This window comes from Thermostichus sp. MS-CIW-25, from assembly GCF_054060015.1.
Genome location: NZ_JBSSCS010000002.1, coordinates 60,384 through 80,121 on the forward strand (window position 1 = coordinate 60,384; position 19,738 = coordinate 80,121).

23 protein-coding genes are annotated in these 19,738 nt (G+C 57.4%); 9 read left to right on the forward strand and 14 right to left on the reverse strand.

What is annotated here, in order from left to right; all coding sequences use genetic code 11:
• Positions 1-118: 118 nt before the first annotated feature.
• Positions 119-361, forward strand: a complete 243-nt coding sequence (locus tag ACVWZ1_RS01200; protein ID WP_457502319.1) for a hypothetical protein — start codon at positions 119-121, stop codon at positions 359-361.
• Positions 362-448: 87 nt separating this feature from the next.
• Here ACVWZ1_RS01200 and ACVWZ1_RS01205 read toward each other — a convergent pair whose 3' ends face one another.
• The 4 genes from ACVWZ1_RS01205 to tnpA form a co-directional block, all read right to left on the reverse strand.
• Positions 449-1,111: a hypothetical protein gene (locus ACVWZ1_RS01205; protein ID WP_414423997.1), complete on the reverse strand. Its 663-nt coding sequence runs from the start codon at positions 1,109-1,111 to the stop codon at positions 449-451.
• A gap of 397 nt (positions 1,112-1,508) precedes the next feature.
• Positions 1,509-2,255 carry a GvpL/GvpF family gas vesicle protein gene (locus ACVWZ1_RS01210; protein WP_011433160.1) on the reverse strand — a complete coding sequence of 249 codons (747 nt, stop codon included), beginning with the start codon at positions 2,253-2,255 and terminating at the stop codon, positions 1,509-1,511.
• Positions 2,233-3,354: a sugar phosphate nucleotidyltransferase gene (locus ACVWZ1_RS01215; protein ID WP_457502320.1), complete on the reverse strand. Its 1,122-nt coding sequence runs from the start codon at positions 3,352-3,354 to the stop codon at positions 2,233-2,235. The genes ACVWZ1_RS01210 and ACVWZ1_RS01215 overlap by 23 nt, the downstream gene beginning before the upstream one ends.
• Positions 3,355-3,408: 54 nt before the next feature.
• Positions 3,409-3,816: an IS200/IS605 family transposase gene (gene tnpA, locus ACVWZ1_RS01220; protein ID WP_457502321.1), complete on the reverse strand. Its 408-nt coding sequence runs from the start codon at positions 3,814-3,816 to the stop codon at positions 3,409-3,411.
• Between the two features lie 34 nt (positions 3,817-3,850).
• Here tnpA and ACVWZ1_RS01225 point away from each other — a divergent pair, with 34 nt between their 5' ends.
• Both ACVWZ1_RS01225 and ACVWZ1_RS01230 read left to right on the forward strand, forming a co-directional pair.
• Positions 3,851-5,044, forward strand: coding sequence for an RNA-guided endonuclease InsQ/TnpB family protein (locus ACVWZ1_RS01225; RefSeq protein WP_457502322.1), 1,194 nt, complete (start codon positions 3,851-3,853; stop codon positions 5,042-5,044).
• Positions 5,045-5,054: 10 nt separating this feature from the next.
• Positions 5,055-5,879, forward strand: a complete 825-nt coding sequence (locus tag ACVWZ1_RS01230) for an RNA methyltransferase (RefSeq protein WP_457502323.1) — start codon at positions 5,055-5,057, stop codon at positions 5,877-5,879.
• Between the two features lie 3 nt (positions 5,880-5,882).
• Here ACVWZ1_RS01230 and ACVWZ1_RS01235 read toward each other — a convergent pair whose 3' ends face one another.
• From ACVWZ1_RS01235 to pstS, 3 genes are all read right to left on the reverse strand, one after another.
• Complete coding sequence (locus tag ACVWZ1_RS01235) at positions 5,883-6,842, reverse strand: DnaJ C-terminal domain-containing protein (protein ID WP_457502324.1); 960 nt, start codon at positions 6,840-6,842, stop codon at positions 5,883-5,885.
• 208 nt (positions 6,843-7,050) lie between these two features.
• A complete protein-coding gene (dnaK, locus tag ACVWZ1_RS01240) occupies positions 7,051-8,943 on the reverse strand; it encodes a molecular chaperone DnaK (protein ID WP_011434322.1) in 1,893 nt (630 codons plus the stop codon).
• A gap of 290 nt (positions 8,944-9,233) precedes the next feature.
• Positions 9,234-10,334 (reverse strand): phosphate ABC transporter substrate-binding protein PstS, encoded by a 1,101-nt coding sequence (gene pstS, locus ACVWZ1_RS01245; RefSeq protein WP_414329476.1) that lies wholly within the window; start codon positions 10,332-10,334, stop codon positions 9,234-9,236.
• A 439-nt stretch (positions 10,335-10,773) separates the two neighbouring features.
• Here pstS and speA point away from each other — a divergent pair, with 439 nt between their 5' ends.
• Positions 10,774-12,696 (forward strand): biosynthetic arginine decarboxylase, encoded by a 1,923-nt coding sequence (gene speA / locus ACVWZ1_RS01250; protein ID WP_414407052.1) that lies wholly within the window; start codon positions 10,774-10,776, stop codon positions 12,694-12,696.
• Positions 12,697-12,809: 113 nt separating this feature from the next.
• On the opposite strand, the gene ACVWZ1_RS01255 is transcribed toward speA, so the two are convergent.
• The 6 genes from ACVWZ1_RS01255 to ACVWZ1_RS01280 all read right to left on the reverse strand — a co-directional run bounded on the left by ACVWZ1_RS01255 (position 12,810) and on the right by ACVWZ1_RS01280 (position 16,220).
• Positions 12,810-13,049 (reverse strand): hypothetical protein, encoded by a 240-nt coding sequence (locus tag ACVWZ1_RS01255; protein ID WP_414329398.1) that lies wholly within the window; start codon positions 13,047-13,049, stop codon positions 12,810-12,812.
• A gap of 1 nt (position 13,050) precedes the next feature.
• Positions 13,051-13,425 (reverse strand): hypothetical protein, encoded by a 375-nt coding sequence (locus ACVWZ1_RS01260; RefSeq protein WP_414350220.1) that lies wholly within the window; start codon positions 13,423-13,425, stop codon positions 13,051-13,053.
• Positions 13,426-13,507: 82 nt separating this feature from the next.
• Positions 13,508-13,753 (reverse strand): GlsB/YeaQ/YmgE family stress response membrane protein, encoded by a 246-nt coding sequence (locus ACVWZ1_RS01265; RefSeq protein WP_011434318.1) that lies wholly within the window; start codon positions 13,751-13,753, stop codon positions 13,508-13,510.
• Between the two features lie 529 nt (positions 13,754-14,282).
• Entirely contained in the window at positions 14,283-15,587 is a 1,305-nt protein-coding gene (locus tag ACVWZ1_RS01270) for a metallophosphoesterase family protein (protein ID WP_414417917.1), read from the reverse strand.
• 123 nt (positions 15,588-15,710) lie between these two features.
• Positions 15,711-15,962, reverse strand: a complete 252-nt coding sequence (locus tag ACVWZ1_RS01275; RefSeq protein WP_011434316.1) for an RNA recognition motif domain-containing protein — start codon at positions 15,960-15,962, stop codon at positions 15,711-15,713.
• A gap of 69 nt (positions 15,963-16,031) precedes the next feature.
• The gene (locus ACVWZ1_RS01280; protein ID WP_414350215.1) at positions 16,032-16,220 is read right to left on the reverse strand and encodes a hypothetical protein; all 189 of its coding nucleotides are present in this window, start codon (positions 16,218-16,220) and stop codon (positions 16,032-16,034) included.
• A gap of 119 nt (positions 16,221-16,339) precedes the next feature.
• Between ACVWZ1_RS01280 and ACVWZ1_RS01285 the strand changes: the two genes are divergently transcribed.
• The 4 genes from ACVWZ1_RS01285 (at position 16,340) to def (ending at position 17,893) form a co-directional block, all read left to right on the forward strand.
• Entirely contained in the window at positions 16,340-16,516 is a 177-nt protein-coding gene (locus ACVWZ1_RS01285; RefSeq protein WP_041437678.1) for an NblA/ycf18 family protein, read from the forward strand.
• Positions 16,516-16,842, forward strand: a complete 327-nt coding sequence (locus ACVWZ1_RS01290) for a DUF2499 domain-containing protein (RefSeq protein ID WP_457465452.1) — start codon at positions 16,516-16,518, stop codon at positions 16,840-16,842. The genes ACVWZ1_RS01285 and ACVWZ1_RS01290 overlap by 1 nt, the downstream gene beginning before the upstream one ends.
• Before the next feature lie 3 nt (positions 16,843-16,845).
• Complete coding sequence (locus tag ACVWZ1_RS01295; protein ID WP_011434312.1) at positions 16,846-17,160, forward strand: DUF3593 domain-containing protein; 315 nt, start codon at positions 16,846-16,848, stop codon at positions 17,158-17,160.
• Positions 17,161-17,302: 142 nt separating this feature from the next.
• Positions 17,303-17,893 carry a peptide deformylase gene (def, locus tag ACVWZ1_RS01300; RefSeq protein ID WP_414350211.1) on the forward strand — a complete coding sequence of 197 codons (591 nt, stop codon included), beginning with the start codon at positions 17,303-17,305 and terminating at the stop codon, positions 17,891-17,893.
• A gap of 38 nt (positions 17,894-17,931) precedes the next feature.
• On the opposite strand, the gene ACVWZ1_RS01305 is transcribed toward def, so the two are convergent.
• Positions 17,932-18,285 carry a hypothetical protein gene (locus ACVWZ1_RS01305; RefSeq protein WP_414350209.1) on the reverse strand — a complete coding sequence of 118 codons (354 nt, stop codon included), beginning with the start codon at positions 18,283-18,285 and terminating at the stop codon, positions 17,932-17,934.
• 199 nt (positions 18,286-18,484) lie between these two features.
• Here ACVWZ1_RS01305 and cbiD point away from each other — a divergent pair, with 199 nt between their 5' ends.
• Positions 18,485-19,591 (forward strand): cobalt-precorrin-5B (C(1))-methyltransferase CbiD, encoded by a 1,107-nt coding sequence (gene cbiD, locus ACVWZ1_RS01310; RefSeq protein WP_457502325.1) that lies wholly within the window; start codon positions 18,485-18,487, stop codon positions 19,589-19,591.
• The last annotated feature ends 147 nt before the right edge of the window (positions 19,592-19,738 follow it).

The following is a 19,738-nucleotide window of genomic DNA, read 5'->3' on the forward strand; positions in this document are numbered from 1 at the left end:
TCTCTGATTACGATAACCCGTTATGTCTTTTTTGAGGCACCGCTTTTTTAAAATCCCCAGCGAGAGAGGATGGGAAAATAGGCAAAGCAGAGTGTAGAGATCCATCTGGAGTCGAGCGATGCCGGTTGCCCCCGAATACGCCTTCCCCTTCGAGCACCATCAGAAGTTCTCTCTTGACAACCCCACCATCTCCAGCCCAGGGGTTTCCAAGCGGGAATACATAGCCAGCAAGGTATTGCAAGGTATCGTGAGCAATCCCCAGACTCCTGTTGGCGATTTGTCTCCTGAGCAACGACAGGCTTTGGTCTATACGGCGGTGTTGTTGGCAGATGATTTGTTGGCCGCTCTCAGCGCCCAGTAGATCAGCACCCAGTAGAGAGGCCACCCTCTGCGGTTGAGGTTTAGGCTGAGGTTAGCTGCTTGCGGCAGCGGGCCGTAGGCTCTGCTGCTACCTACGCCGCAGCTGTTGCGTCAACTCTTCCCCCAAGCGCATCCATTTTGCTATCTCTTCGGGACTCACCTGTCGGTCATTTTGCCAAAGAATGAGGTGGGCGCCAGCTCCTTCGGCGCAATAGTTGGGATGCTGCTCCCAAAAACCAAGGACGCCAGGATGGAACCGCAGCCGAACTTGGGCTTCATTCTCTCCTCGCAAGAGATAGCTCCGGGAGAACTTAGGGTGGCTCTCGAAATTGATATCTTGCATGCCAAAAGCTTTGGCGATGCCATGGAAAAGGGCATTTTCGGGGTGCAGCCGAAAACGGGGCAGATGAAGATCCTCGTGATAGGCGTAGAAGACGGACTGGCGATAAGTGCTAGAACTCTTGCCACTGCCGCGGGTGTATTGGTAATCAAAAACGGTAATCTCAGTGCCATCGATCAGCCGCTTGGACATCGAATTATAGAAACGCCGCCCATGGCCTCGTTCAAACAGTCCAAAGCCTGCTTGCAACAAGCGAGATCGAATCTCTTCAGGCAACTGGGCAGAAAAGCGCATTCCTAGCTGTGCAGCTACCCGCTCCAGAGCTTCTCGACGTTTCTTTTCGTGGTAAAGGGCTAGAGCCAAGATCCCGGCAGCCAGAGCTAAAAACAAGATAAAAATAAGCAACCCCATACCGTCTCCCTCGGCTTACAGACTGCAGCGCCCATCCCCACAATACCTGAGCAGATTTCCAAAAGGATCCCTGCCTGGGCAACTGCTTTCGACCATTCAACCGAGCAGTCTTTTCTTATCCTTTGTGGAGAGTTGGGAGAGTTAATGTAGAGAGTTGACCCAAGACAGTAAGGGCTGTCAGCGCTCACCCAGGGTTGTAAGGCATTCAAGAATCCTCACTTTTCAAGCTGGTGAGCATGTTTGTTTCGATTTAGGTTGAGACACTTCCCAACTGCTCCGCCTTGCTTCCGCAACCACCTCCAGGCAAAGGGAGAGAGGAGCCAGGAAGCAATACAACTAAACAGTTTCGTTGCTGCTTAAAGTGATCACTATAAATGATCAGTTTTATATCATGTGTTTAGAGCTTGACGAAATTGTAGGGAGCGGTGAAGTTGTTGTAGCGAATGCGCAGCCGCCCCTGGAAGGTCTGGTCTAGCTCCTCTACTTTTTGGGCAAAAACCGGCTCATCTTCCCAATTGATCAAAAACGAGCCGTTGTAGGCCATGTTTTCGGTGAGCAGATCTCCTTCTACGCGGTCGCTGGCCAAGGGGCTGAGGGCTGCTGTAAAGGTCTGGGCAATGCGCTGACGTCGCTGCTCTAAGAGCTGCTCCAGAGCCCGTCCGATCTCGACTACCGCGTCCAGCCCCAGAGGAGCGCCGGCCATTTCGTCTCGCCGAGCTTTGAGGGCAGGGTTTTCCTCTAGCCCCAGCTTGAGCTCCTGCTCGGGATCCCAGAAGACTTTGACTCCCACCTCCCGCTTGCCCTCCAGGCGCTCCAGCAGAGCCAGCAGATCCGCCAAGCGGGGCTGCACCAAGTCCCGTTCCACCTGCTCCCAGCCGCTCACCACCAGACCAAATTGCAGGGGCAGCAGAGCCCGATGTCCCTCGTTCATCACTTTTTCCAGCACGGCTTCATGGGCAAGCAAGTTGGCCCGGCTGGCCAGGTAGCGCTCTTGTCGAGCCTGGGAATACAAGAAGGCCAGGGATCCCAGCCCATGAACCTGCACCGGCTGCTTGTCCAGCCCCACCACACTCAGATGACGCGGGCCAGGGGCAGCGACGATCCCGTAGAGGTAGAGGGCGCTATGGGGATTTGCCGTTGGCATTGCTGCGGGCATCTCCGATCAGCCACGTGAGGTTGGACTCTTCGGTGTCGATGGCATTGCCATCCGAGGAAATGCAGTAGCGACCCATCACCATCTGGTGGCGTAGGGTCACGCCTGCCGCAATCTGGGTGTAGTTAAAAATCAAGCTGCCATCCAGCGTACACCCTTCATTCAACACACATCCGTAGCCAATTGCCGTGGGGCCGATGAGTTTGACCCCGTCCGCCAAATAGCTGCTGGCCCCGATGTAGACCGGTGGCTCGATGTGGATGCGATCCCAGTTGGCGCGGATGTTGATCCCCGTCCATACGCCGGGTTGAATCTGGATCCCAGGCACCTTGACTCCCTTGATCTCGCCGCGCAGCACTTTTTGCACTGCCAGCCAGTAGTCGTGGGTGCGGCCAATGTCCACCCACTGAAAGTCAGCCGTGATCCCATAAAAGGGAGCGCCCGCTTTCACCAAGGCCGGGAAGAGATCGCTGCCGATGTCGTAGGGGCAGCCGGGGGGAATGTAGTCGAACACTTCCGGCTCGAAAACGTAGATGCCGGTGTTGATGGTGTGGCCGAGGGCCTCTTCCCGCCTGGGCTTTTCTTGGAAGGCAGTGATGCGACCCGTCTCATCGGTTACCACCACTCCGTAGCTGGAGACCTGGCTGGGATCCACCTCCCGCAACACCACGGTGGCCAGCGCTCCCTTGGCTTTGTGGAAGTTGACGATCTGCGTGAGGTTTAGGTCGATTAGCGCATCCCCACAGAGCACCACAAAGGTGCTGTCGAAAAATCCGGAGAAATCCTGGATCTTGCGCATGCCCCCTGCGGATCCCAGGGCCTGGGCCACCGGCTGGCCGTTCTCAAAGTGACCCTCGAACGAAAAGCCGATGTGAACCCCCCACTGCTGCCCATCGCGGAAGTAGTCTTCGATTTGGTGGGCCAAGTGGCTGGTGTTGATCATAATTTGGTTAAACCCATGTTCCCGCAGCAGCTCCACCAAAAATTCCATGACAGGCTTGTGCAAAATGGGGATCATCGGCTTCGGCATCATATAGGTGATGGGCCGCACTCGCGTGCCTTTGCCTGCTGCCAGGATCATGGCTTTCATGCCGTTGTCACTCCTCCGGGCTAACCGTGCTCTGACTTTATCAAAAATTTGGGTCTAAAACCCCGCCCTTGAGGGCGGCTTTTCTTGATTTTGGCTGTAAGCAACTAAGACTTGTAGAGGAGCCCCACCCACACTCGATGCAAAATAGCTAGGGCTCCACAAGGCAGTTTTGCCGTAGGGCTTGGGAAACTTAGCCTGGCCGTACCTGCGACTGGAGACTCTTGAGAGCGTTAACCATCTGGAAATAGACCACTTAGGTGGGTAGAAAATCAAAAGATGAATATGGTCTGCTCCACCGTTAAACTTTAAAATCTCAAAATCCATCGATTGGGCAACGCTCTTAAATGCTGCCGCAATTAAGTCCAAACCTTCCTGCGTTAGTATCCTGCGTTTGTATTGGGTGACAAACACCAAGTGCGCTTGCAAGCTGGAAACGCTGTTGCGGTCTCTCCTTAATCCCATATGCTAAGATGACGCGCCAACCTAACTTCAACCCATGCAAGCCCGCTATAGGTATAGGTTCTACCCTACAGACCAACAGAAGCAAGCCCTAGCCAAAGTATTCGGTTGTGTCAGGTTTGTCTGGAAGGAGGCCCTGGCCCACTGCCAAGCCGTTGGCAAGTATCCAGGGTACAACGCTTTGTCAAAGCGGCTGACAGGGTTAAAGCAATCAGTGGCATGGCTCAAGGAGGTATCCAGTGTTGTCCTACAGCAATCCTTGAGGCACTTAGACCAAGTGTACCGGCGTTTTTTTGAGAACAAAGGAGGTTTTCCACACTTCAAGAAGAAACAATCAAAGCAGTCATTGACTTTAGTGGCCAATAGCTTTTCCCTGAAAGGGGAGCGTGTGCATCTCGCCAAGATAGGAACTATCCAGCCTATCTGGAGCCGTCCGCTGCCAAGTCAACCAAGCTCTGTAACCGTAATCAAGGACTGCGCGGAGCGGTACTTTGTTAGCTTCGTCGTAGAGGTGGAGCCTATGCGTGTTCCTGCTCAGTCTCCCAGCGTTGGGGTGGATTTGGGCATCAAAACCGTTGCCGCTGTAAGTAGCAGAGCTCAGTACCACAGCCCCAACGATGAGCCTTTGTACCGGCGCATCGCTCAGTTGCAAAAGCCATTGGCCAGACGGGTCCAAGGGTCAAAGCGGTGGGAGCGGACAAGGCTGAGGATGGCCAAGTTGCACCGTCGCCTTGCTGACCTGCGGTTGGACTTCCTGCACAAGCTGTCTACCAAGCTCATCAGCGAAAACCAAGTGGTTTGTTTGGAAGACCTGAATGTAAGTGGGATGTTGAAAAACCGCAAACTGTCCAGGGCAATTAGCAGGCAAGGGTGGGGGATGTTTCGCGCTTTGTGCGAGGCAAAAGGGGGCAAGTACGGCAGGGAAGTGCGGGTCATTGACCGCTGGGCAGCAACCAGTCAGCACTGTTCGAAGTGTGGCTGGCATTGGGGCAAGCTTGACCTAGCTACTCGGGTGGTGGTCTGCGACGGTTGTGGCACAGTCCACGACCGGGATGGGAATGCTTCCCGAAGCATAGAGCAAGTCGGGATGGGGCAAAGCGCTCCGCGCCGCCAAGGCGAGCGCCCGACTCTAGAACGGATGTGGAGACTGTTCGCGCCAGCGGGACGGAGTCCTAGTAAGACCAGCTTGCTGGCATCGGTCTGTGAAGCGTCAAGAATCCTTGCTCTTTAGGGCATGGAGTATGTCAACCCACTCTGGCCCTGAACAACTGGCGCAGGTGCGGCTTGTGTTGGTGCAGCCGGCTGGGCCACGCAATTTGGGCGCTGTTGCTCGCATCATGAAAAACATGGGCCTCAGGCAATGGGTGCTGGTGGATCCCCAATGTGATCCCCTGGATGCCGAGGCGCTCACCGCAGCCGTGCATGGGGCGGACTTGCTCCACCAAGCCCAGAAGGTGCATACCTTGCCCGAAGCCCTGCAAGGGTGTGTGCAGGTTTTCGGGACAACGGGACGCAGCCAAACCTACCCACCCGAATGGCAAATTCAGTCTCCTCGCCAAGCCTTCCCTGCCCTGCTGGCCGCCGGCCCTGCTGCCCTCGTGTTTGGCCCCGAAGATCGCGGCTTGAGCAACGAGGAGCTGGCCCTCTGCCATCGCCAGATCCAGATCCCCACCGATGCGACCTATCCCTCTTTGAACTTGGCCCAAGCCGTGGCCATTTGTTGCTATGAGCTGTACACCCTTGCCTGCGAGAGCCCTTCTCCCGCTCCTCCTGTGCCCTCACCGCAAAGGCTTGCCTCCTTCGAGCTGCTGCAAGGCTTTTTCGCTCACCTGGAAGCGCTGTTGCTGCAGATTGGCTACCTGCGCCCCCACACAGCCCGCCGCAAAATGCTCAAGTTTCGCGCCCTGTTCCAGCGGGCCGGCCTAACCGTGGCCGAGGTGGCCTTGCTGCGCGGGATCCTACGGCAACTGCAATGGAGCCGGGGATCCTCCTGTCAAGAACCTCTAGAAGCAAATAGGGATCCTGTCCCGCCGACGCGACCGGGTTCCAGCGGGATCCCATCCTAACTGCTAGAGCTTGAGGGCGGCGCGGGGATTGTAGGATTGAACCTGCTGCAGCTTTTCGTAAAGTTCTCGCTCTTCGCCAGAGACCTGGGTGGGCAAATGGATCTGCACCACCACGTAAAAATCCCCCCGTTCTCCGTTGCCTTTGGGAAATCCCCTTTCCGCCAGCCGCAACTTTCGCCCCGGCTGCATGCCAGGTGGGATCCGCAGCTTCACCACCCCATCCAAGGTGGGCACCTCCACCTGGGCGCCCAAAACCGCTTCGCTGGGGCTGATGGGCAGATCGCAGTAAACGTCGAATCCCTCTAGGCGATAGAAGGGGTGGTCTTTCAGCTCAATTTTAAGGTACAGATCACCGGCACCGCCGTTGGGGTTGGGGTGGCCTTGGCCGCGCAGGCGAATCCGCTTCCCTGGCGTAATTCCCGGCGGGATGTTTACCTCGAGCACGCGATCCCCGCCCACCCGCAGGCGACGCTTGCCCCCCTCAAAAGCTTCTGGAATGCTGATCTGGATGGTGGCCTCAGCATCGTAACTGGTGTTGCCGCTGGATCCCGAAAATCCGCTGCTGCGGTCTGTGGTTTGGCTGCGCACCCGGCCCAGCAGTTGATCGATGAAGTCTTGAAAATCATCAAATTGGCTGAAATCGACGCCACTCCCCCCAAATCCGCTCCCCCCAAAGTCTTGGCTGAAGGGGCTGCTGCTGTAGGTGTAGGCATCGCGGCTGGAGCGAAACCCGCCCTGCTGATAGTATTGGCCAAATTGGTCGTATTGCCTGCGCTTGCTGGGATCCGAGAGAACTTCGTAGGCTTCGTTAATGTCTTTGAATTTCTCTTCAGCCGCTTTGTCGTTGGGGTTGACATCTGGGTGATACTTGCGGGCTAGGCGCCGATAGGCTTGTTTCACCTCATCGGCAGTGGCCGTTTTGCTGACCCCCAAAATCTTGTAGTAGTCCTTAAAGTTTTGCATGGAGGCGTCCGCAGGCAAATCGCTGAGAGTGGGCAGAAAACCACGAGGCTAGGCGTCCCCGGCAAGGGCTCCTTCCCTCCGACCTACTGAAGAAAATGAGGAGGCGGGCTAGACGCCATCGCCCATCCCGTCCCTCCTCATTATCGGCGCTACAAGTAAGGGCGGGATCCGCCCTGGGCCCGCAGCCCACGGAGGGATCCCTGAGCAGTCACTTGCTCTCGGTGAAGTCGGCATCGATCACATCATCGCTGCCGCCGGAGGTTTTCCCTGAGCCGGGAGTGGGGCCAGAGGAGGCCCCCGGCTGTTGATACAGCTCGCTGCTCATGGCGTAGAGAGCCTCTTGCAGCTCCCGCTCTTTGCTCTGGATGGCGCTGTCGTCCTCCCGCTGGATGGCCTCCCGCAGTTCTCGCACCAGAGTCTCGATTTGGCTGCGTTTGCTGGAGGAGATCTTGTCGCCCAACTCCTTCAACTGCCGCTCGGCTTGGTAGGCCAGCGAGTCGGCCTTGTTGCGGCGCTCGATTTTCTCCCGGCGGGCCCGGTCTTCGGCAGCGTATTTCTCCGCCTCGGCAATCATGCGCTCCACCTCTTTGCTGTCCAAAGTAGAGGCACCGGTGATGGAGATGCTCTGCTCTTTGCCGCTGCCTTTGTCTTTGGCCGTCACCTTGAGGATGCCATTGGCGTCGATGTCGAAGGTGACCTCGATCTGGGGCACACCGCGAGGGGCCGGCGGGATCCCGTCCAGCTTGAAGCGGCCCAGAGATTTGTTGTCGCGGGCCAGCTCTCGCTCCCCTTGCACCACGTGGATTTCCACGGAGGTCTGCCCATCTTCGGCAGTGGAGAAGATCTCCGACTTGCGGGTGGGGATGGTGGTGTTGCGCGGGATCAGCTTGGTGGCCACGCCGCCCAAGGTTTCCACCCCCAAGGACAAGGGGGTGACATCCAGCAGCAGCACGTCTTTGACTTCGCCCGCCAGCACACCCGCTTGGATGGCCGCCCCAACGGCCACCACCTCATCGGGGTTGACACTTTGGTTGGGTTCTTTGCCCAGCAGCTCCCTCACCAGCCGCTGCACCGCCGGAATGCGGGTGGATCCCCCCACCAGCACCACTTCGTTGATGTCGGCTTTGGTGAGCTTGGCATCCCGCAGGGCTTGCTCCACCGGCCCCTTGCAGCGCTCCAGCAGGTCGGCACAGAGGTGCTCAAACTGGGCGCGGGAGAGCTTCAGCTCCAGGTGCTTGGGCCCATCGGCAGTGGCAGTGATGAAGGGCAGGTTGATGGTGGTTTCGGAAACGCTGGACAGCTCGATCTTGGCTTTTTCCGCGGCTTCCGTTAGCCGTTGCAGCGCCTGCCGGTCTTGCCGCAGGTCGATCCCTTCCATTTGCTTAAACTGCTCGGCCATCCAATCGACGATCTTCTTGTCGAAGTCATCGCCGCCCAACTGCGTATCGCCGCTGGTGGATTTCACCTCGAAAACACCATCCCCCACTTCCAGGATGGACACGTCGAAGGTGCCGCCGCCCAGGTCGAAGACGAGGATGGTCTCGTTGTTGCGCTTGTCCAAGCCGTAGGCCAAAGAGGCTGCTGTCGGCTCGTTGATGATGCGCAGCACTTCCAAACCGGCAATGCGGCCCGCATCTTTGGTGGCCTGCCGCTGCGAGTCATTAAAGTAAGCAGGAACCGTGATCACCGCTTGGGTGACCGGCTGGCCCAGGTAGCGGCTGGCATCATCCGCTAGCTTGCGCAGCACCATGGCCGAAATCTCTTCCGGCGCAAATTCCTTGTTCAGGCGGGGGGCGTATAACTTGACATTGCCCCGCTCATCCCGCCGTACCTGGTAGGAGACCCGCTTGGAGTCGGCATTCAGCTCATCGTACTTGCGACCGATGAACCGCTTAACGGAGTAGAACGTGTTTTCGGGGTTGAGCACCGCTTGGCGGCGGGCCATTTGGCCCACCAGGCGCTCTCCATCTTTGGTGAAGGCAACCACCGAGGGCGTGGTGCGAGTGCCCTCAGCATTGGCGATGACGGTGGGGACACCCCCTTCCATTACGGCGACAACCGAGTTGGTTGTGCCCAGGTCAATTCCTACAACTTTTCCCATCGGCTCCTTATTCTCCTCTTCTTGAGTACATTGCTTCGGTTACCGCCGCCAGCCTGTGTGAAGTAGCTTGGGCAGCCAATCTGTGAAAATCCGGCAGATGCTTGGTCACTTCCTGGGTCGATCCTAACCAGCTGGTTGGCGAGGCCAGGGCGAGAATGCCGCCCATTTCTCGGGGCTGAAGGGCAGACCGGTTACGGATCTCCGTACCTGCAGCAGCCTTGCTTTCGGTGCCGCTTGGGGTATGGCCTGGGTTGGCAGCTATTGGCAACTCTTGGGGGACTGCTGCCAGGCTAGCTCTGGATAAGCTGCAGCGCCTCCAGGCCGCGGTTCACAACGGTTGCGGCCAGGGGCAGGTAGCCCATCTCCTCGGCCAGGGCTTGTCCTTCGGTAAGGGCCCAGCGGAGCACAGCTTGCAGGGCGGCGGCCATGGCGGGATCCGAGTACCGGCGGTAGGTCAGGATCCAGGTGTAGGTGACGATGGGATACGCTCCAGGGCCAGCGGGATCCGGCACAAAAGCCCGCAGGTTTTCCGGCAGCTCAATTTCGCTCAAGGCCAGGGCCGAGGCTTCCGGGGAGGGGAGAATGAACTCGCCGCGGCGGTTCTCCAGAGCTGCCACCGACAGATCCAGCTCGCGGGCATAGACCGACTCCACGTAGCCGATCACCCCTTCGCTGAGGAGCATTTGGGCGCTCATGCCCTCGTTGCCTTTCACCCCAATGCCCACCGGCCACTCCAGCGACATGCCAACACCGATTTCTGAGGCCCAAGCCGGATCGATGGCCGCCAGGTGGCGGGTAAAGGTATCGGTGGTGCCGCTGCCATCGGAGCGGTAGCAGACGGTGATGGGCAGATCGGGAATGGTTAGCTCCGGGTTCAGGGCCAGGATCTCCGGATCCCGCCACTGGTCGATTTGGCCGCGAAAGATCTTCACCAAAACGGGTCGAGACAGCTTGAGTCCAGAAGGGATCCCCGGCAGGTTGTAGCCTACGGCAATGCTGCCTGCGGTCATCGGGATCATGACCACACCCCGCTTCACCTCGGCGATCTCGGCGTCGGTCATGGCCACGTCGCTGGCGGCAAAGTCCACCGTTTGGTCGATAAATTGCCGGATCCCAGCGGCGCTGCCCACCGGTTGGAAATTGATCTCCACCTTGGGATCCACCTGGCGGTAATCGGAAAACCAGCGCAAGTAAAGAGGAGCCGGAAAGGTGGACCCGGCCCCGTTGATCAGCAAAACTTTGTCGGAGGACTGGCTGCCGGAGGCAGGAACGGGATCCCTGCCGCTGGGTTGGTCAGAACGGGATCCCCTTTGGCAGGCGCTCAAGGTAGCGCCGGTGGCCAATAAAGAAAGCAACACTTCTCGGCGACGGAAGCGGGGCAGTTGAGCCATGGTTCAGGTTCTCCGAGGTCACCGCCCCGATCCTTGTCTTGCCTGCGGGGCCCTGTCAAGGGTTGCCAGTGGGATCCCCTGCGTAGGTCCACTTGCCCCAGGTGGCTGTCTTTTCCCTCTGCGCCATCCCCGTATTCCTCGCTACGCTTCCCAGCAAAACTCAGGATCCAACCCAAGTCCAGAAAGGAAAGACAGAAAATGGAGAATTCAAGAGAAAAACAAAGAAAAACAGCGCAAACAAGAGATTGAGCGAGCTGAGTTCTGCGGCAGTTGCACAGAGATCCCCAAGCCAAAGCCTTGTCTGGCAAGGCTTAGCGGTTTTTGGGCCTGAGTCCCCCCGCACCAGAAAAATCTTGACATATTCTGGAATAAGGCAATATATTGTGGATTCTGTGCAGAAATCCTGCGCTGTTCACATCTCGGTATCTGGGGGACTACTATGCCGACTTTGACTCGTTCTCCCTGGACACTGCGAGACAGCGAAAAGCTCTATCGCATCTCAGGTTGGGGGGATCCCTACTTCCGTATCAACGCCGCCGGTCATGTGGAGGTGACCCCACAGGGCTTACAGCAGCAGGAACCGGGCATTGACCTGTACCACTTGGTGATGGATCTGGTGGCGCGGGGCCTGCAGTTGCCCCTCTTGATTCGCTTTCCCGAGATCGTGGCCGACCGCATGCGGCAAATTTGCGAGAGCTTTCAGCAGGCCATCCAGCGCTTTGGCTACCCCAACGTCTATCGGGGGGTTTACCCCGTTAAGGTGAACCAGCAGCGCCACCTGGTAGAAGAAGTGGTGAAACACGGTCGTGCCTACCACTTTGGCCTGGAGGCGGGATCCAAGCCGGAGCTGTTGATTGCCCTAGCTTTGCTGGATACTCCCGGGGCTTTGCTGATCTGCAACGGCTACAAAGACCGGGATTTTATGGAGACGGCTCTCTTGGCCCAGCGGCTGGGGCGCACACCCATCATCGTTTTGGAGCGGCTGCAAGAGCTGGAGCTGGCGCTGCAGGCTGCCGACCAACTGGGCATTGACCCCATCTTGGGGGTACGGGCCAAGCTCTCCGCCCAGGGCAGTGGACGCTGGGGCACCTCGGCTGGGGATCGGGCTAAGTTCGGCCTGACGGCCACCGAGATTTTGCAAGTGGTGGAACGGCTGCGGGAAGCGGGCAAGCTGCATTGTCTACGCCTGTTGCACTACCACATCGGCTCCCAGATCTCGATGGTGAGCGTGCATGGACGGGCCGTGCGGGAGGCCAGCCAAATCTACATCGAGCTGGTCAAGCTGGGGGCCCCCATGGGCTACCTGGATATCGGCGGTGGCTTGGGGGTTGATTACGACGGATCCCAGTCCCCCAATCCTTTTTCCCAGAGCTACAGCATGGAGGACTACGCCGCCACCGTGGTGCAGACCGTGCTGACCGCCCTAGAACCCCACGGGATCCAGCCGCCGGTACTGGTGACCGAAAGCGGACGCGCCCTGATGTCCCACCAGTCGGTGCTGGTGTTTGACGTGCAAGATGTCAACGCTGCCAGCCCCTACCCGATGCCCACCCAGCTTACTTCCGATGCAGAGGTGATCCAGAAGCTAAACCAGCTCTACTACCAAATCCAGCCCGATACTCTGGTGGTCAACTATCGCCGTTGTCAGGAGCTGAAGGAGGCTGCTCTGCGTCAGTTCACCGAGGGATCCCTCAGCCTGCAGGAGCGAGCTGAAGTGGAGCGGCTGTTCTGGAACTGCTCCGACAAGATCTGCACCTTGGCCTACGAGCAGCACCAAGCGGGGCATCCGGTGGCGGTGGATCTCTTGGATCTGGACGAGATGCTGGCCAGCATCTACTACGGCAATTTCTCCCTGTTCCAATCCCTGCCGGATAGCTGGGCCATCGACCAGGTCTTCCCCATCATGCCCATCCACCGTCTGGATGAGGAGCCACGCCAATGGGCCACCCTGGCCGATCTCACCTGCGACAGCGACGGCAAGATCAACCGCTTCTTCGGCGAAGATGGGCAGATCACCTCGGTCTTGCCGCTGCACGACCCCAACGGACATCCCTACCTGCTGGGGGTGTTTCTGGGGGGCGCTTACCAGGAGATTCTCGGAGATCTGCACAACCTGTTTGGCGATACCAACGCGGTGCATATTCGCTCCCGCCCCGGCGGCTACCACGTTTCCCAAGTCATCAAGGGGGACACCATTGGCGAAGTGCTGAGCTGGGTGCAGTACAACAGCGAAGATCTGGTGGAGACCCTCCACCACGCCACCGAGACCGCCCTGCAGCGAGGGCAGATCACGCTGGATCAAGCCCGCGCCTTGCAGCAGCACTTTGAAGACAATCTGCGGGCCTACACCTACTTGCACTGAAGGTGGTGTTCCTCGAAAAAATCCCTAAAACCAAACAGGGATCCCGGCCTAAAACCGGGATCCTTTTTGCTTCCAGATCAAACCAAATCAAAACCAGATCAAAAATTTGTCGATCACAGACGCACCGGACTGTCCAAAGCCAAGTTAATCGTTTGGTTAGGGCGCAACACCACGACTTGAGGTGCCGTGATATTGCCCACCGCCACTCCGGCTCCAGCTCCGCCAATAACCCCTAAAGCAGAAACGCCTCCTGTGAGCAAGCCCAGCACCGTACCCCCCACAGCACCAATGGCTGCATCTTGAGCAATCGCTTCGGCAGAATAGTGGCGCGGGTCTTTCTCAGTGTGGATCAAATCAGTGGATCAAATCAGAAGACATCTGCACCGAGTAAAGTCGCCCATTGGCAATCAAAGCTGTGCCGAAGAACCTGGCCCCTCCCTGAGTCGGTCGCAAGCTGCCTCGCACCTCGCTGCCTGCTGGAATCGCCAATTGGCCGCTGCCGTTGTAGATGTCCTGGGCTACCCGCAGGGTAAGTGGGTGGGTGCTGTTGGGACTGAAGTACTGGGGCTCTTCTCCCTTGAAGCTCTGGACGGGAATGATGGTGCCCGGCTGCAGTTGGCGCACTCCCAAATCAAACAAGTGCTGGGCAGAAGCAGATGGCATTGTCAACAGACCCATGCTGGGGATGGCTAAGCCAATCATCGCTGCCGAAAGAACACGAATGCTCATAAAAATTCTCCGGTAAATGTTCGATTAAATGTTCGATCAAGATCCCAACGGAAACACAAGCCCTTGCGGGCCATCTTAAAGATCAAGCCTGACGAACGAAGCCAATTAACGCCAACAAAACCAAAGCCCCAACGGTAGCCATCAACAAACTTCCCAAAAGACCTGTAGCCGACAGGCCAAGCAAATCGAAGAGGAACCCGCCAAAAAATGCCCCGCAAACACCAACGATTATGTTGCCTATCAATCCAAATCCGTAACCGCGTCGAATATTCCCTGCCAGCCAACCCGCCAGGGCTCCGATCAAGAGAAACCAAAGGATACTGTCCATAGAACCTACTTCTCCATAGTATGCTGTTTCTACAGCATACCTATTGTTGTGAGAAAATAAATTCCCTGAGAACCAACCTTCTGTACACTTGGCACACTTGACGCCCACTTGACAAATTGGTAGCCTCTGCCGAGAACAGATCGTTATTTGTCTTTTAATATACAGACTCTATAGATTTAATAGACTGACTCTATAGAAAAGAAGATGGGAATTTCATGAATGCTAGAAAGGGATCCCCTGCTTGCTGCAGCTTCACAATACCTAAACCTCAAACAAAAAAAGACTGGCAGTGTGAGGTCTACCAGTCTGAGTCAGTTCCCTGTGAGTGAGCTGATGCCGTCGTTGCCAACGTCTTCAACCCGATTCCCAGTTTGTGTTGCTTTTTGCCATTTCGAAGTGATTCAGATCACTTGAAACTTGAGGAGCCCGCAGCTTTGGCAAGCACTCCTGTCCTGATTTCTTCGTACAGGGATCCCCCATCCCCACCCCTATGAACCCTGAGGCGACAAAGAGAGCATCTCAAAACCAATCAAAACAAAGGCAACTGCTCCTCTTCCACTGGGGCAAGGCTTGAAGATCCCAGCTCCTCCCAGTTGGGGGCCCAGTCTTGTAAAGGATCCACATATTCCTCCAACAACTGACGGGCCGCGGCCAGCAAATCGTTGTGCAAGGGGGCCAGATCGCTGCGGTCGGCCAGATACTGCTCCAGAGCCGTCAGGGGCTCAAGTCGGCTGGGATCCCATCCCGGCAAACGGATACGGCTGGGGCTGACCACTTCTGGGGCGATGGTGTAGCTAAAAGCAGGGGCAAGAGCGTTGTGCAGAGCCCGCTCATCAATGCACTCTAGCTGGTCGGGCCGTATGCGGTAGATCAACCGCAGGATGGAGCCGGCCACGGGGGCCTTGGCGATGGCGGCCAGCAGCTTGGACTGCGCCTGCTGGGGTGGATCTGCGCTCAGATCCAGGCGAATGGTGTGAAAGGTACGGGTTGGCAGGGGCAAAAATTCATAGCTGGCCCCCGTAGGGGTGACTTCCACCAGCACACAGCCTTTTTCCTCTTTTTCTTCGCCAAAATCCACCCGCTCAATGCTGCCGGGATAGAGCATCAAGGGATCCCGACACAGCACCTGGTGACGGTGGACATGCCCCAAGGCAACATATTGATAGGCAGGCCGAGCCAGCAGCGAAAGGGGCACCGTAAATCCTCTGCCCACCGAGAGATGGCGTTCTGCTCCGTAGCGGGCTGTCTCCACCATGACGTGAGCCAACAAAATCGCCGGGATCCCTGGCTGCAGGGTGCGGATCTCCCCTTCTAGGGCTAGGCGGAGGCGCTGCAGGAGCTGATGCGCGAGGATTTCCCCTTCAAGCGCCAAGCTTTCCTGTTGGGCGAGTAGAGCAGAGCGACTCAGCCAAGGTAAAGTGGTCACCTGCACCGGGCCACCGCGAGTTTCGATCCGATGAGTTTCCAGTCTGTCCCCCACAATAAAGCCTGAGACCCCCAAAGCGCGGTAGATAGCCAGGCTGTTGCCTCCCTGTCCCTGCCCGTACTGATCGTGGTTGCCCACCAACAGGACGGTTGGGATCCCTGCATCGGCCAGGCGGCGAAACTGTTGGGCAAAAAGCTCTTGATGGAGAGGGGGGGGTGTCGCATCGGGGAAAGCATCGCCCCCAAACAACACCAGATCCACCGCTTGGTTGAGAGCATGGTCAATGCACAAGCGCAAAGAAGCTACAAAATCTTCCAAACGGGTATTCAGGCCGGTAGCTGGGTTAATGTGGCCGTAGGCAAGACCACTGCCCAGATGAATGTCGGAAAGATGTAGCAACCTTACCATCTTGGGCGCTCTTGGAGACTTTGCAGCTCTCCCATCTGTTGGGATAAACCTTGCCGTTCGCGTTAGCGGGACGGAGTCCTTTGGTTGTCCAGAATGGCAAACCCAGGGTTGAACAATCTTTGCTTAGGCTTGGCGGCGGGGCCTGGCTCGATCCAAACGCAGAGGCCGGCCCATGAATTCCTGCCCGTTCGCGCTCTCGATGGCTTCGTCCTCCTCAGCTTCGGTTGCCAGATCCACAAACGCGAAGCCTCGTGTCTGACCTGTCTCTCGGTCTATCGGGATTGTAACCGACTTAACGTTCCACCTCTGCTGGAAGAAAGCTTTCAGTTCTTCTGTTGAGGCTTTATAGTTTAGGTTCCCCACAAAAATGGTCATGGCAATTCAAGCAAAGTAAGTCACCAATCAGCAAGGGTGGCAACAAAGCTCCAGAGTACTTCACTTCTATCATGGAGCCTTGCTAAGTCGCACAACGTGAAAGGATGTAAAGGGATCCCTGCCGGAAAATCTTCCCCCTTCCCCATCCAAAATGCACCTTTGTCCAACTTGACGGGCCTGTACTTTTTCTGCCACTGGGTTGAGGTTCTCTGCCCTCGCCTCGGCCAAGCTCCCTTCCGGCACGTCGAGATCCGGCATCTTGTCACGTTGTTGCGATTTGTTAAGATATGTATTATCCTGCTTGCACTACCTGGCCAGATCTGCGCTGTTGGAACTCTTTGCAGACCTCTCTACCTGAGCACCCTGAGGTGATAATGATGGATGAAACGCTAGAGCTCTCTTTGGAGCAGCAATTTCGCCAGCGGGCTTTCGAGACCTTGGTTTCTCGCATGAGCCCCGAGCAGGCCAAAGACATTTTGGTCAAACTGCACAAGCAAATGCTGTTGCAGGAGGCCACTTACCGCCAACTGCTGCGTCATTCCCTCAGCGCCTGATGCACGCCCTTTCGCTTCCCACCTGGTGGATTCACATTGCCAGCGTCTTGGAGTGGATCGCTGCTATTGTGCTCGTGTGGCAATTTGGGGAGCGGGTGGGCCAGCCCGAATGGCGAAGTTTGAGCTGGGCGATGCTGCCCGCTTTGTCGGGGGCGATGTGCGCGATCACCTGGCACTGGTTTGACAACGACCCCAAGTTAGACTGGGTGGTGACTGCACAGGCCAGCTTGACCTTGCTGGGCAACTGCACCTTGGCTTGGGCTGCTTACCGCATTTGGCGGGCTGAAAGGGTGGATGAGCCTGCACAGGAGGGGGATCCCGACTAGGCGATGAACAGTTTATTTGCCCTTTCTTTGTTCCCCTACCTGGTCTTTTTATTCTTTCTGTCGCGGCTGCGCCGGATCCCACGTTTGGCTTTGGTTGGATTTTGGCTGTTGTTGCTTTTTGTGGCCGTCAGCATCCCGGCAGGGCTGTACGCTCAGATGCACTACGGCACTTCCCTGGCCAACGTGGATCCCTTGCATGGAGGGGCAGAGGCTTTTCTCACCCTCTCCAATATTTTGGTGGCCTTGGGCTTTAAGCAGGGAATTGACCAACAGGCCCAACGACTTCCAGAGGCTGGCGACGGCAACCCTGAGCCATGATCATCCCAAACAAGCCTCTACCCCCTCTTCAAAATCAAAAAGGAGAAGAGAGTTAGGCAACAGTGGTTTCGGCGCAACTGGGACTGAATGTAGAATGGGGATCCAGGCCTGATACCTGCTGTTATTCTGTGAGATCTGCCGGATGGTGGCTACCCTTTCTGTTGCCGTTCCCAAAGTGAAGCTGAAGCATCCGCCCCTGCACATTTATCGCATGGGGGACAAGGTGCTGCGGCAGCCGGCCAAGCGCATCAGCCAGGTCAACGACGAGATCCGCCAGCTTGCCCGGGACATGCTGCAGACCATGTACAGCTTTGATGGGATTGGTCTGGCGGCTCCGCAGGTTGGCATTCCCAAGCGCATGATTGTGGTGGATCTTTATCCCGATAAGCCGGAGGTGCCACCGCTGGTGCTGATCAACCCGGAGATCCGGGAGTACATTGGCGAGGCCGTTGCCGGGCAGGAGGGTTGTCTAAGCATTCCGGGGGTGTTTTGCGAGGTCGTGCGCCCAGAAGGGATTGTGGTTTCGTTTAAGGATGAAACGGGGCGGCCCCGCACCCTTCGAGCGGACGATTTGCTGGCGCGGGTGATCCAGCACGAAATCGACCACCTCAACGGCGTGTTGTTTGTGGATCACGTGGAAAACGAGCTGGTGCTGGATCAAGAGCTGCGCAAACACGGCTTCCAGATGCAGGATGTGCAACGCAAAGGCAAGCCCTCTGCTGTTCCCCGTTGAAGCCTTTCCAGACCGGTCCGGACGACTGTCGGTTTGGTTTAGTGTTGCAAGCGCTGGGCCAAGAGCTGCTCTTCCAGAGCGGCAATGCGGTTGTAGGCAGCAGTTAACTGGGCGCTCAAGCGCTGTATTTGGGCTTCGGGGGCCAACTCATGCCCCATGCTGCGGTTGCTCACCACAGTAGGTTCATCATCCAGCAGGAAGTTGTGGCTGCCATCTTCCACCAGGTCTGAGATTAGAACGCTGTAACGAGAGGGGGCGGGGGTGTTTTTTTTGGCTTCCTGGGTAGCCAGGAGAACAGCCACCACCTGCTCGGGCATCCGCTCGATGGCAGCTTTTAGCTCCTGTATTTGCGACTCCAGACGCTCAAGGTAGTGCTGCACTGCTTCGCTCATAGCTGCCCCAGTTTTCGACTACCTTCATTGAAAAAGGCAAATTTCGGATCCCCTCTTCTTCCCCCAGATCATTTAACGATTGCTTCCGGGAGGTGTTCCCCGAAACTCCTGGGTTCTCTCACAAGCCACAATTGAGGTGTGCATTTTCCGGAGATTTTGGTTTTCCGGTCATCCATTTCCGAAGCAAAAAGCTGTGCAGATGCAGGATGCTGTTCAGGGATCCCGACCGCGGGGCTATACCTTGCCCGTTTTCGCCGTTGCCTCGGCCAGGGCTGCTCTTCACCACCTTCTGGGGATCCCTTTGGAGAAGGAAGGGGGGCGCTTGGTTGTTGCGGTGCAGGCTGAGCCCCAGTCCCCTGAGGCTCGGATCCACATCCCGGTGGAGCAGGTAGCTGCCTTGGAGAAGGCAACAGCTCTGGCCATTACCCGCTCGGATCCCGGCCCCCACCTGGATCTCACCCGCGACACGCCGGTCTGGGCTTGGGTGAGGTTGGAGGAGAGGGATCCCGAGGATCCCCCCTTGATCTTGGAAGCCGGGGAAGGGCTGGGGCGACGCACCGATGGCAGCCCGGCCATTTATGCCTATGCCCGCCGTTTGTTTGAGATCAATCTTTTGCCCGGGATCCCCCCCGATTGCCGGTTGCGGGTTCGCATTATCTTGCCTGAAGGAAAGCTGCTGGCGGAGCGCACCTCCAATGCCGCTTTTGGGGTGCTGGAAGGGCTGGCCCTGTTGGGAACGCGGGCGGAGGTGGAGCCTTCCTCAAGTGTTGAGAGCTTAGAGCAAGCCCGCCAAGAGCTGCAACAAAAGTTGGAGCGGCACAAGCATTTGATCTTTTGCGTGGGCAGCCATGGGCAGCAAGTGGCGCTGCGGCAAGGGATCCCGGAAGACCAGATCCTGCGAGTAGCCAATTGGATAGGGCCGTTGCTGGTGGAAGCGGCGCTGCGGGGGGCGGAGTCCATTCATCTGATCGGCTACCACGGCAAGCTGATCAAGCTGGCAGGGGGGATCTTCACCACTTCCAGCCACGTGGCCGATGCCCGCTTGGAAATTCTGGCGGCAGCCCTGATCCGGCGTGGGGGAACGGCAGAACAGGCACGGCAAGTGCTGGAGTTGCGGACAGTAGAGGCAGCGGTGCACCATCTGGATGGCCTTGGCTGGGCAGCACCCGTGATGGAGGAGTTGGCCCGTCAAATCCTGGAGCGAGCCGCAGGCTATGTGCAAAAGTATGCCGGTCGATCCCTGCTGTTGGCGGTGACGTTGTTCGACCGACAGGGGCAAATCTGCGCCCAGGTGGGGATCCCATAATGAGGTCATTTCGATTGAGACGAGGACATTGCAATCCCCCCGGATCCTCAACCATTTTTCTCCCGAAGTGTCTTAAGCGCTCCGTGCCGCCAAAGGCAACCACCCCCGGCTCCTCTCCCTTTAGTCCGTGCTCCAAAAGTCAATCCC

Excerpts from the sequence above, each read along its gene's own strand:
- ACVWZ1_RS01225 (WP_457502322.1), top strand. The coding sequence starts at position 3,851 with ATGCAAGCCCGCTATAGGTATAGGTTCTACCCTACAGACCAACAGAAG.
- ACVWZ1_RS01285 (WP_041437678.1), top strand. The coding sequence starts at position 16,340 with ATGGATGAAACGCTAGAGCTCTCTTTGGAGCAGCAATTTCGCCAGCGG.
- ACVWZ1_RS01200 (WP_457502319.1), top strand. The coding sequence starts at position 119 with ATGCCGGTTGCCCCCGAATACGCCTTCCCCTTCGAGCACCATCAGAAG.
- ACVWZ1_RS01215 (WP_457502320.1), bottom strand. The coding sequence starts at position 3,354 with ATGAAAGCCATGATCCTGGCAGCAGGCAAAGGCACGCGAGTGCGGCCC.
- ACVWZ1_RS01205 (WP_414423997.1), bottom strand. The coding sequence starts at position 1,111 with ATGGGGTTGCTTATTTTTATCTTGTTTTTAGCTCTGGCTGCCGGGATC.
- ACVWZ1_RS01235 (WP_457502324.1), bottom strand. The coding sequence starts at position 6,842 with ATGCAAAACTTTAAGGACTACTACAAGATTTTGGGGGTCAGCAAAACG.
- ACVWZ1_RS01295 (WP_011434312.1), top strand. The coding sequence starts at position 16,846 with ATGAACAGTTTATTTGCCCTTTCTTTGTTCCCCTACCTGGTCTTTTTA.
- ACVWZ1_RS01260 (WP_414350220.1), bottom strand. The coding sequence starts at position 13,425 with ATGAGCATTCGTGTTCTTTCGGCAGCGATGATTGGCTTAGCCATCCCC.
- ACVWZ1_RS01230 (WP_457502323.1), top strand. The coding sequence starts at position 5,055 with ATGTCAACCCACTCTGGCCCTGAACAACTGGCGCAGGTGCGGCTTGTG.
- speA (WP_414407052.1), top strand. The coding sequence starts at position 10,774 with ATGCCGACTTTGACTCGTTCTCCCTGGACACTGCGAGACAGCGAAAAG.
- cbiD (WP_457502325.1), top strand. The coding sequence starts at position 18,485 with ATGCAGGATGCTGTTCAGGGATCCCGACCGCGGGGCTATACCTTGCCC.
- dnaK (WP_011434322.1), bottom strand. The coding sequence starts at position 8,943 with ATGGGAAAAGTTGTAGGAATTGACCTGGGCACAACCAACTCGGTTGTC.
- ACVWZ1_RS01210 (WP_011433160.1), bottom strand. The coding sequence starts at position 2,255 with ATGCCAACGGCAAATCCCCATAGCGCCCTCTACCTCTACGGGATCGTC.
- tnpA (WP_457502321.1), bottom strand. The coding sequence starts at position 3,816 with ATGGGATTAAGGAGAGACCGCAACAGCGTTTCCAGCTTGCAAGCGCAC.
- ACVWZ1_RS01305 (WP_414350209.1), bottom strand. The coding sequence starts at position 18,285 with ATGAGCGAAGCAGTGCAGCACTACCTTGAGCGTCTGGAGTCGCAAATA.
- def (WP_414350211.1), top strand. The coding sequence starts at position 17,303 with ATGGTGGCTACCCTTTCTGTTGCCGTTCCCAAAGTGAAGCTGAAGCAT.
- ACVWZ1_RS01270 (WP_414417917.1), bottom strand. The coding sequence starts at position 15,587 with ATGGTAAGGTTGCTACATCTTTCCGACATTCATCTGGGCAGTGGTCTT.
- ACVWZ1_RS01290 (WP_457465452.1), top strand. The coding sequence starts at position 16,516 with ATGCACGCCCTTTCGCTTCCCACCTGGTGGATTCACATTGCCAGCGTC.
- ACVWZ1_RS01275 (WP_011434316.1), bottom strand. The coding sequence starts at position 15,962 with ATGACCATTTTTGTGGGGAACCTAAACTATAAAGCCTCAACAGAAGAA.
- pstS (WP_414329476.1), bottom strand. The coding sequence starts at position 10,334 with ATGGCTCAACTGCCCCGCTTCCGTCGCCGAGAAGTGTTGCTTTCTTTA.
- ACVWZ1_RS01265 (WP_011434318.1), bottom strand. The coding sequence starts at position 13,753 with ATGGACAGTATCCTTTGGTTTCTCTTGATCGGAGCCCTGGCGGGTTGG.
- ACVWZ1_RS01280 (WP_414350215.1), bottom strand. The coding sequence starts at position 16,220 with ATGCCGGATCTCGACGTGCCGGAAGGGAGCTTGGCCGAGGCGAGGGCA.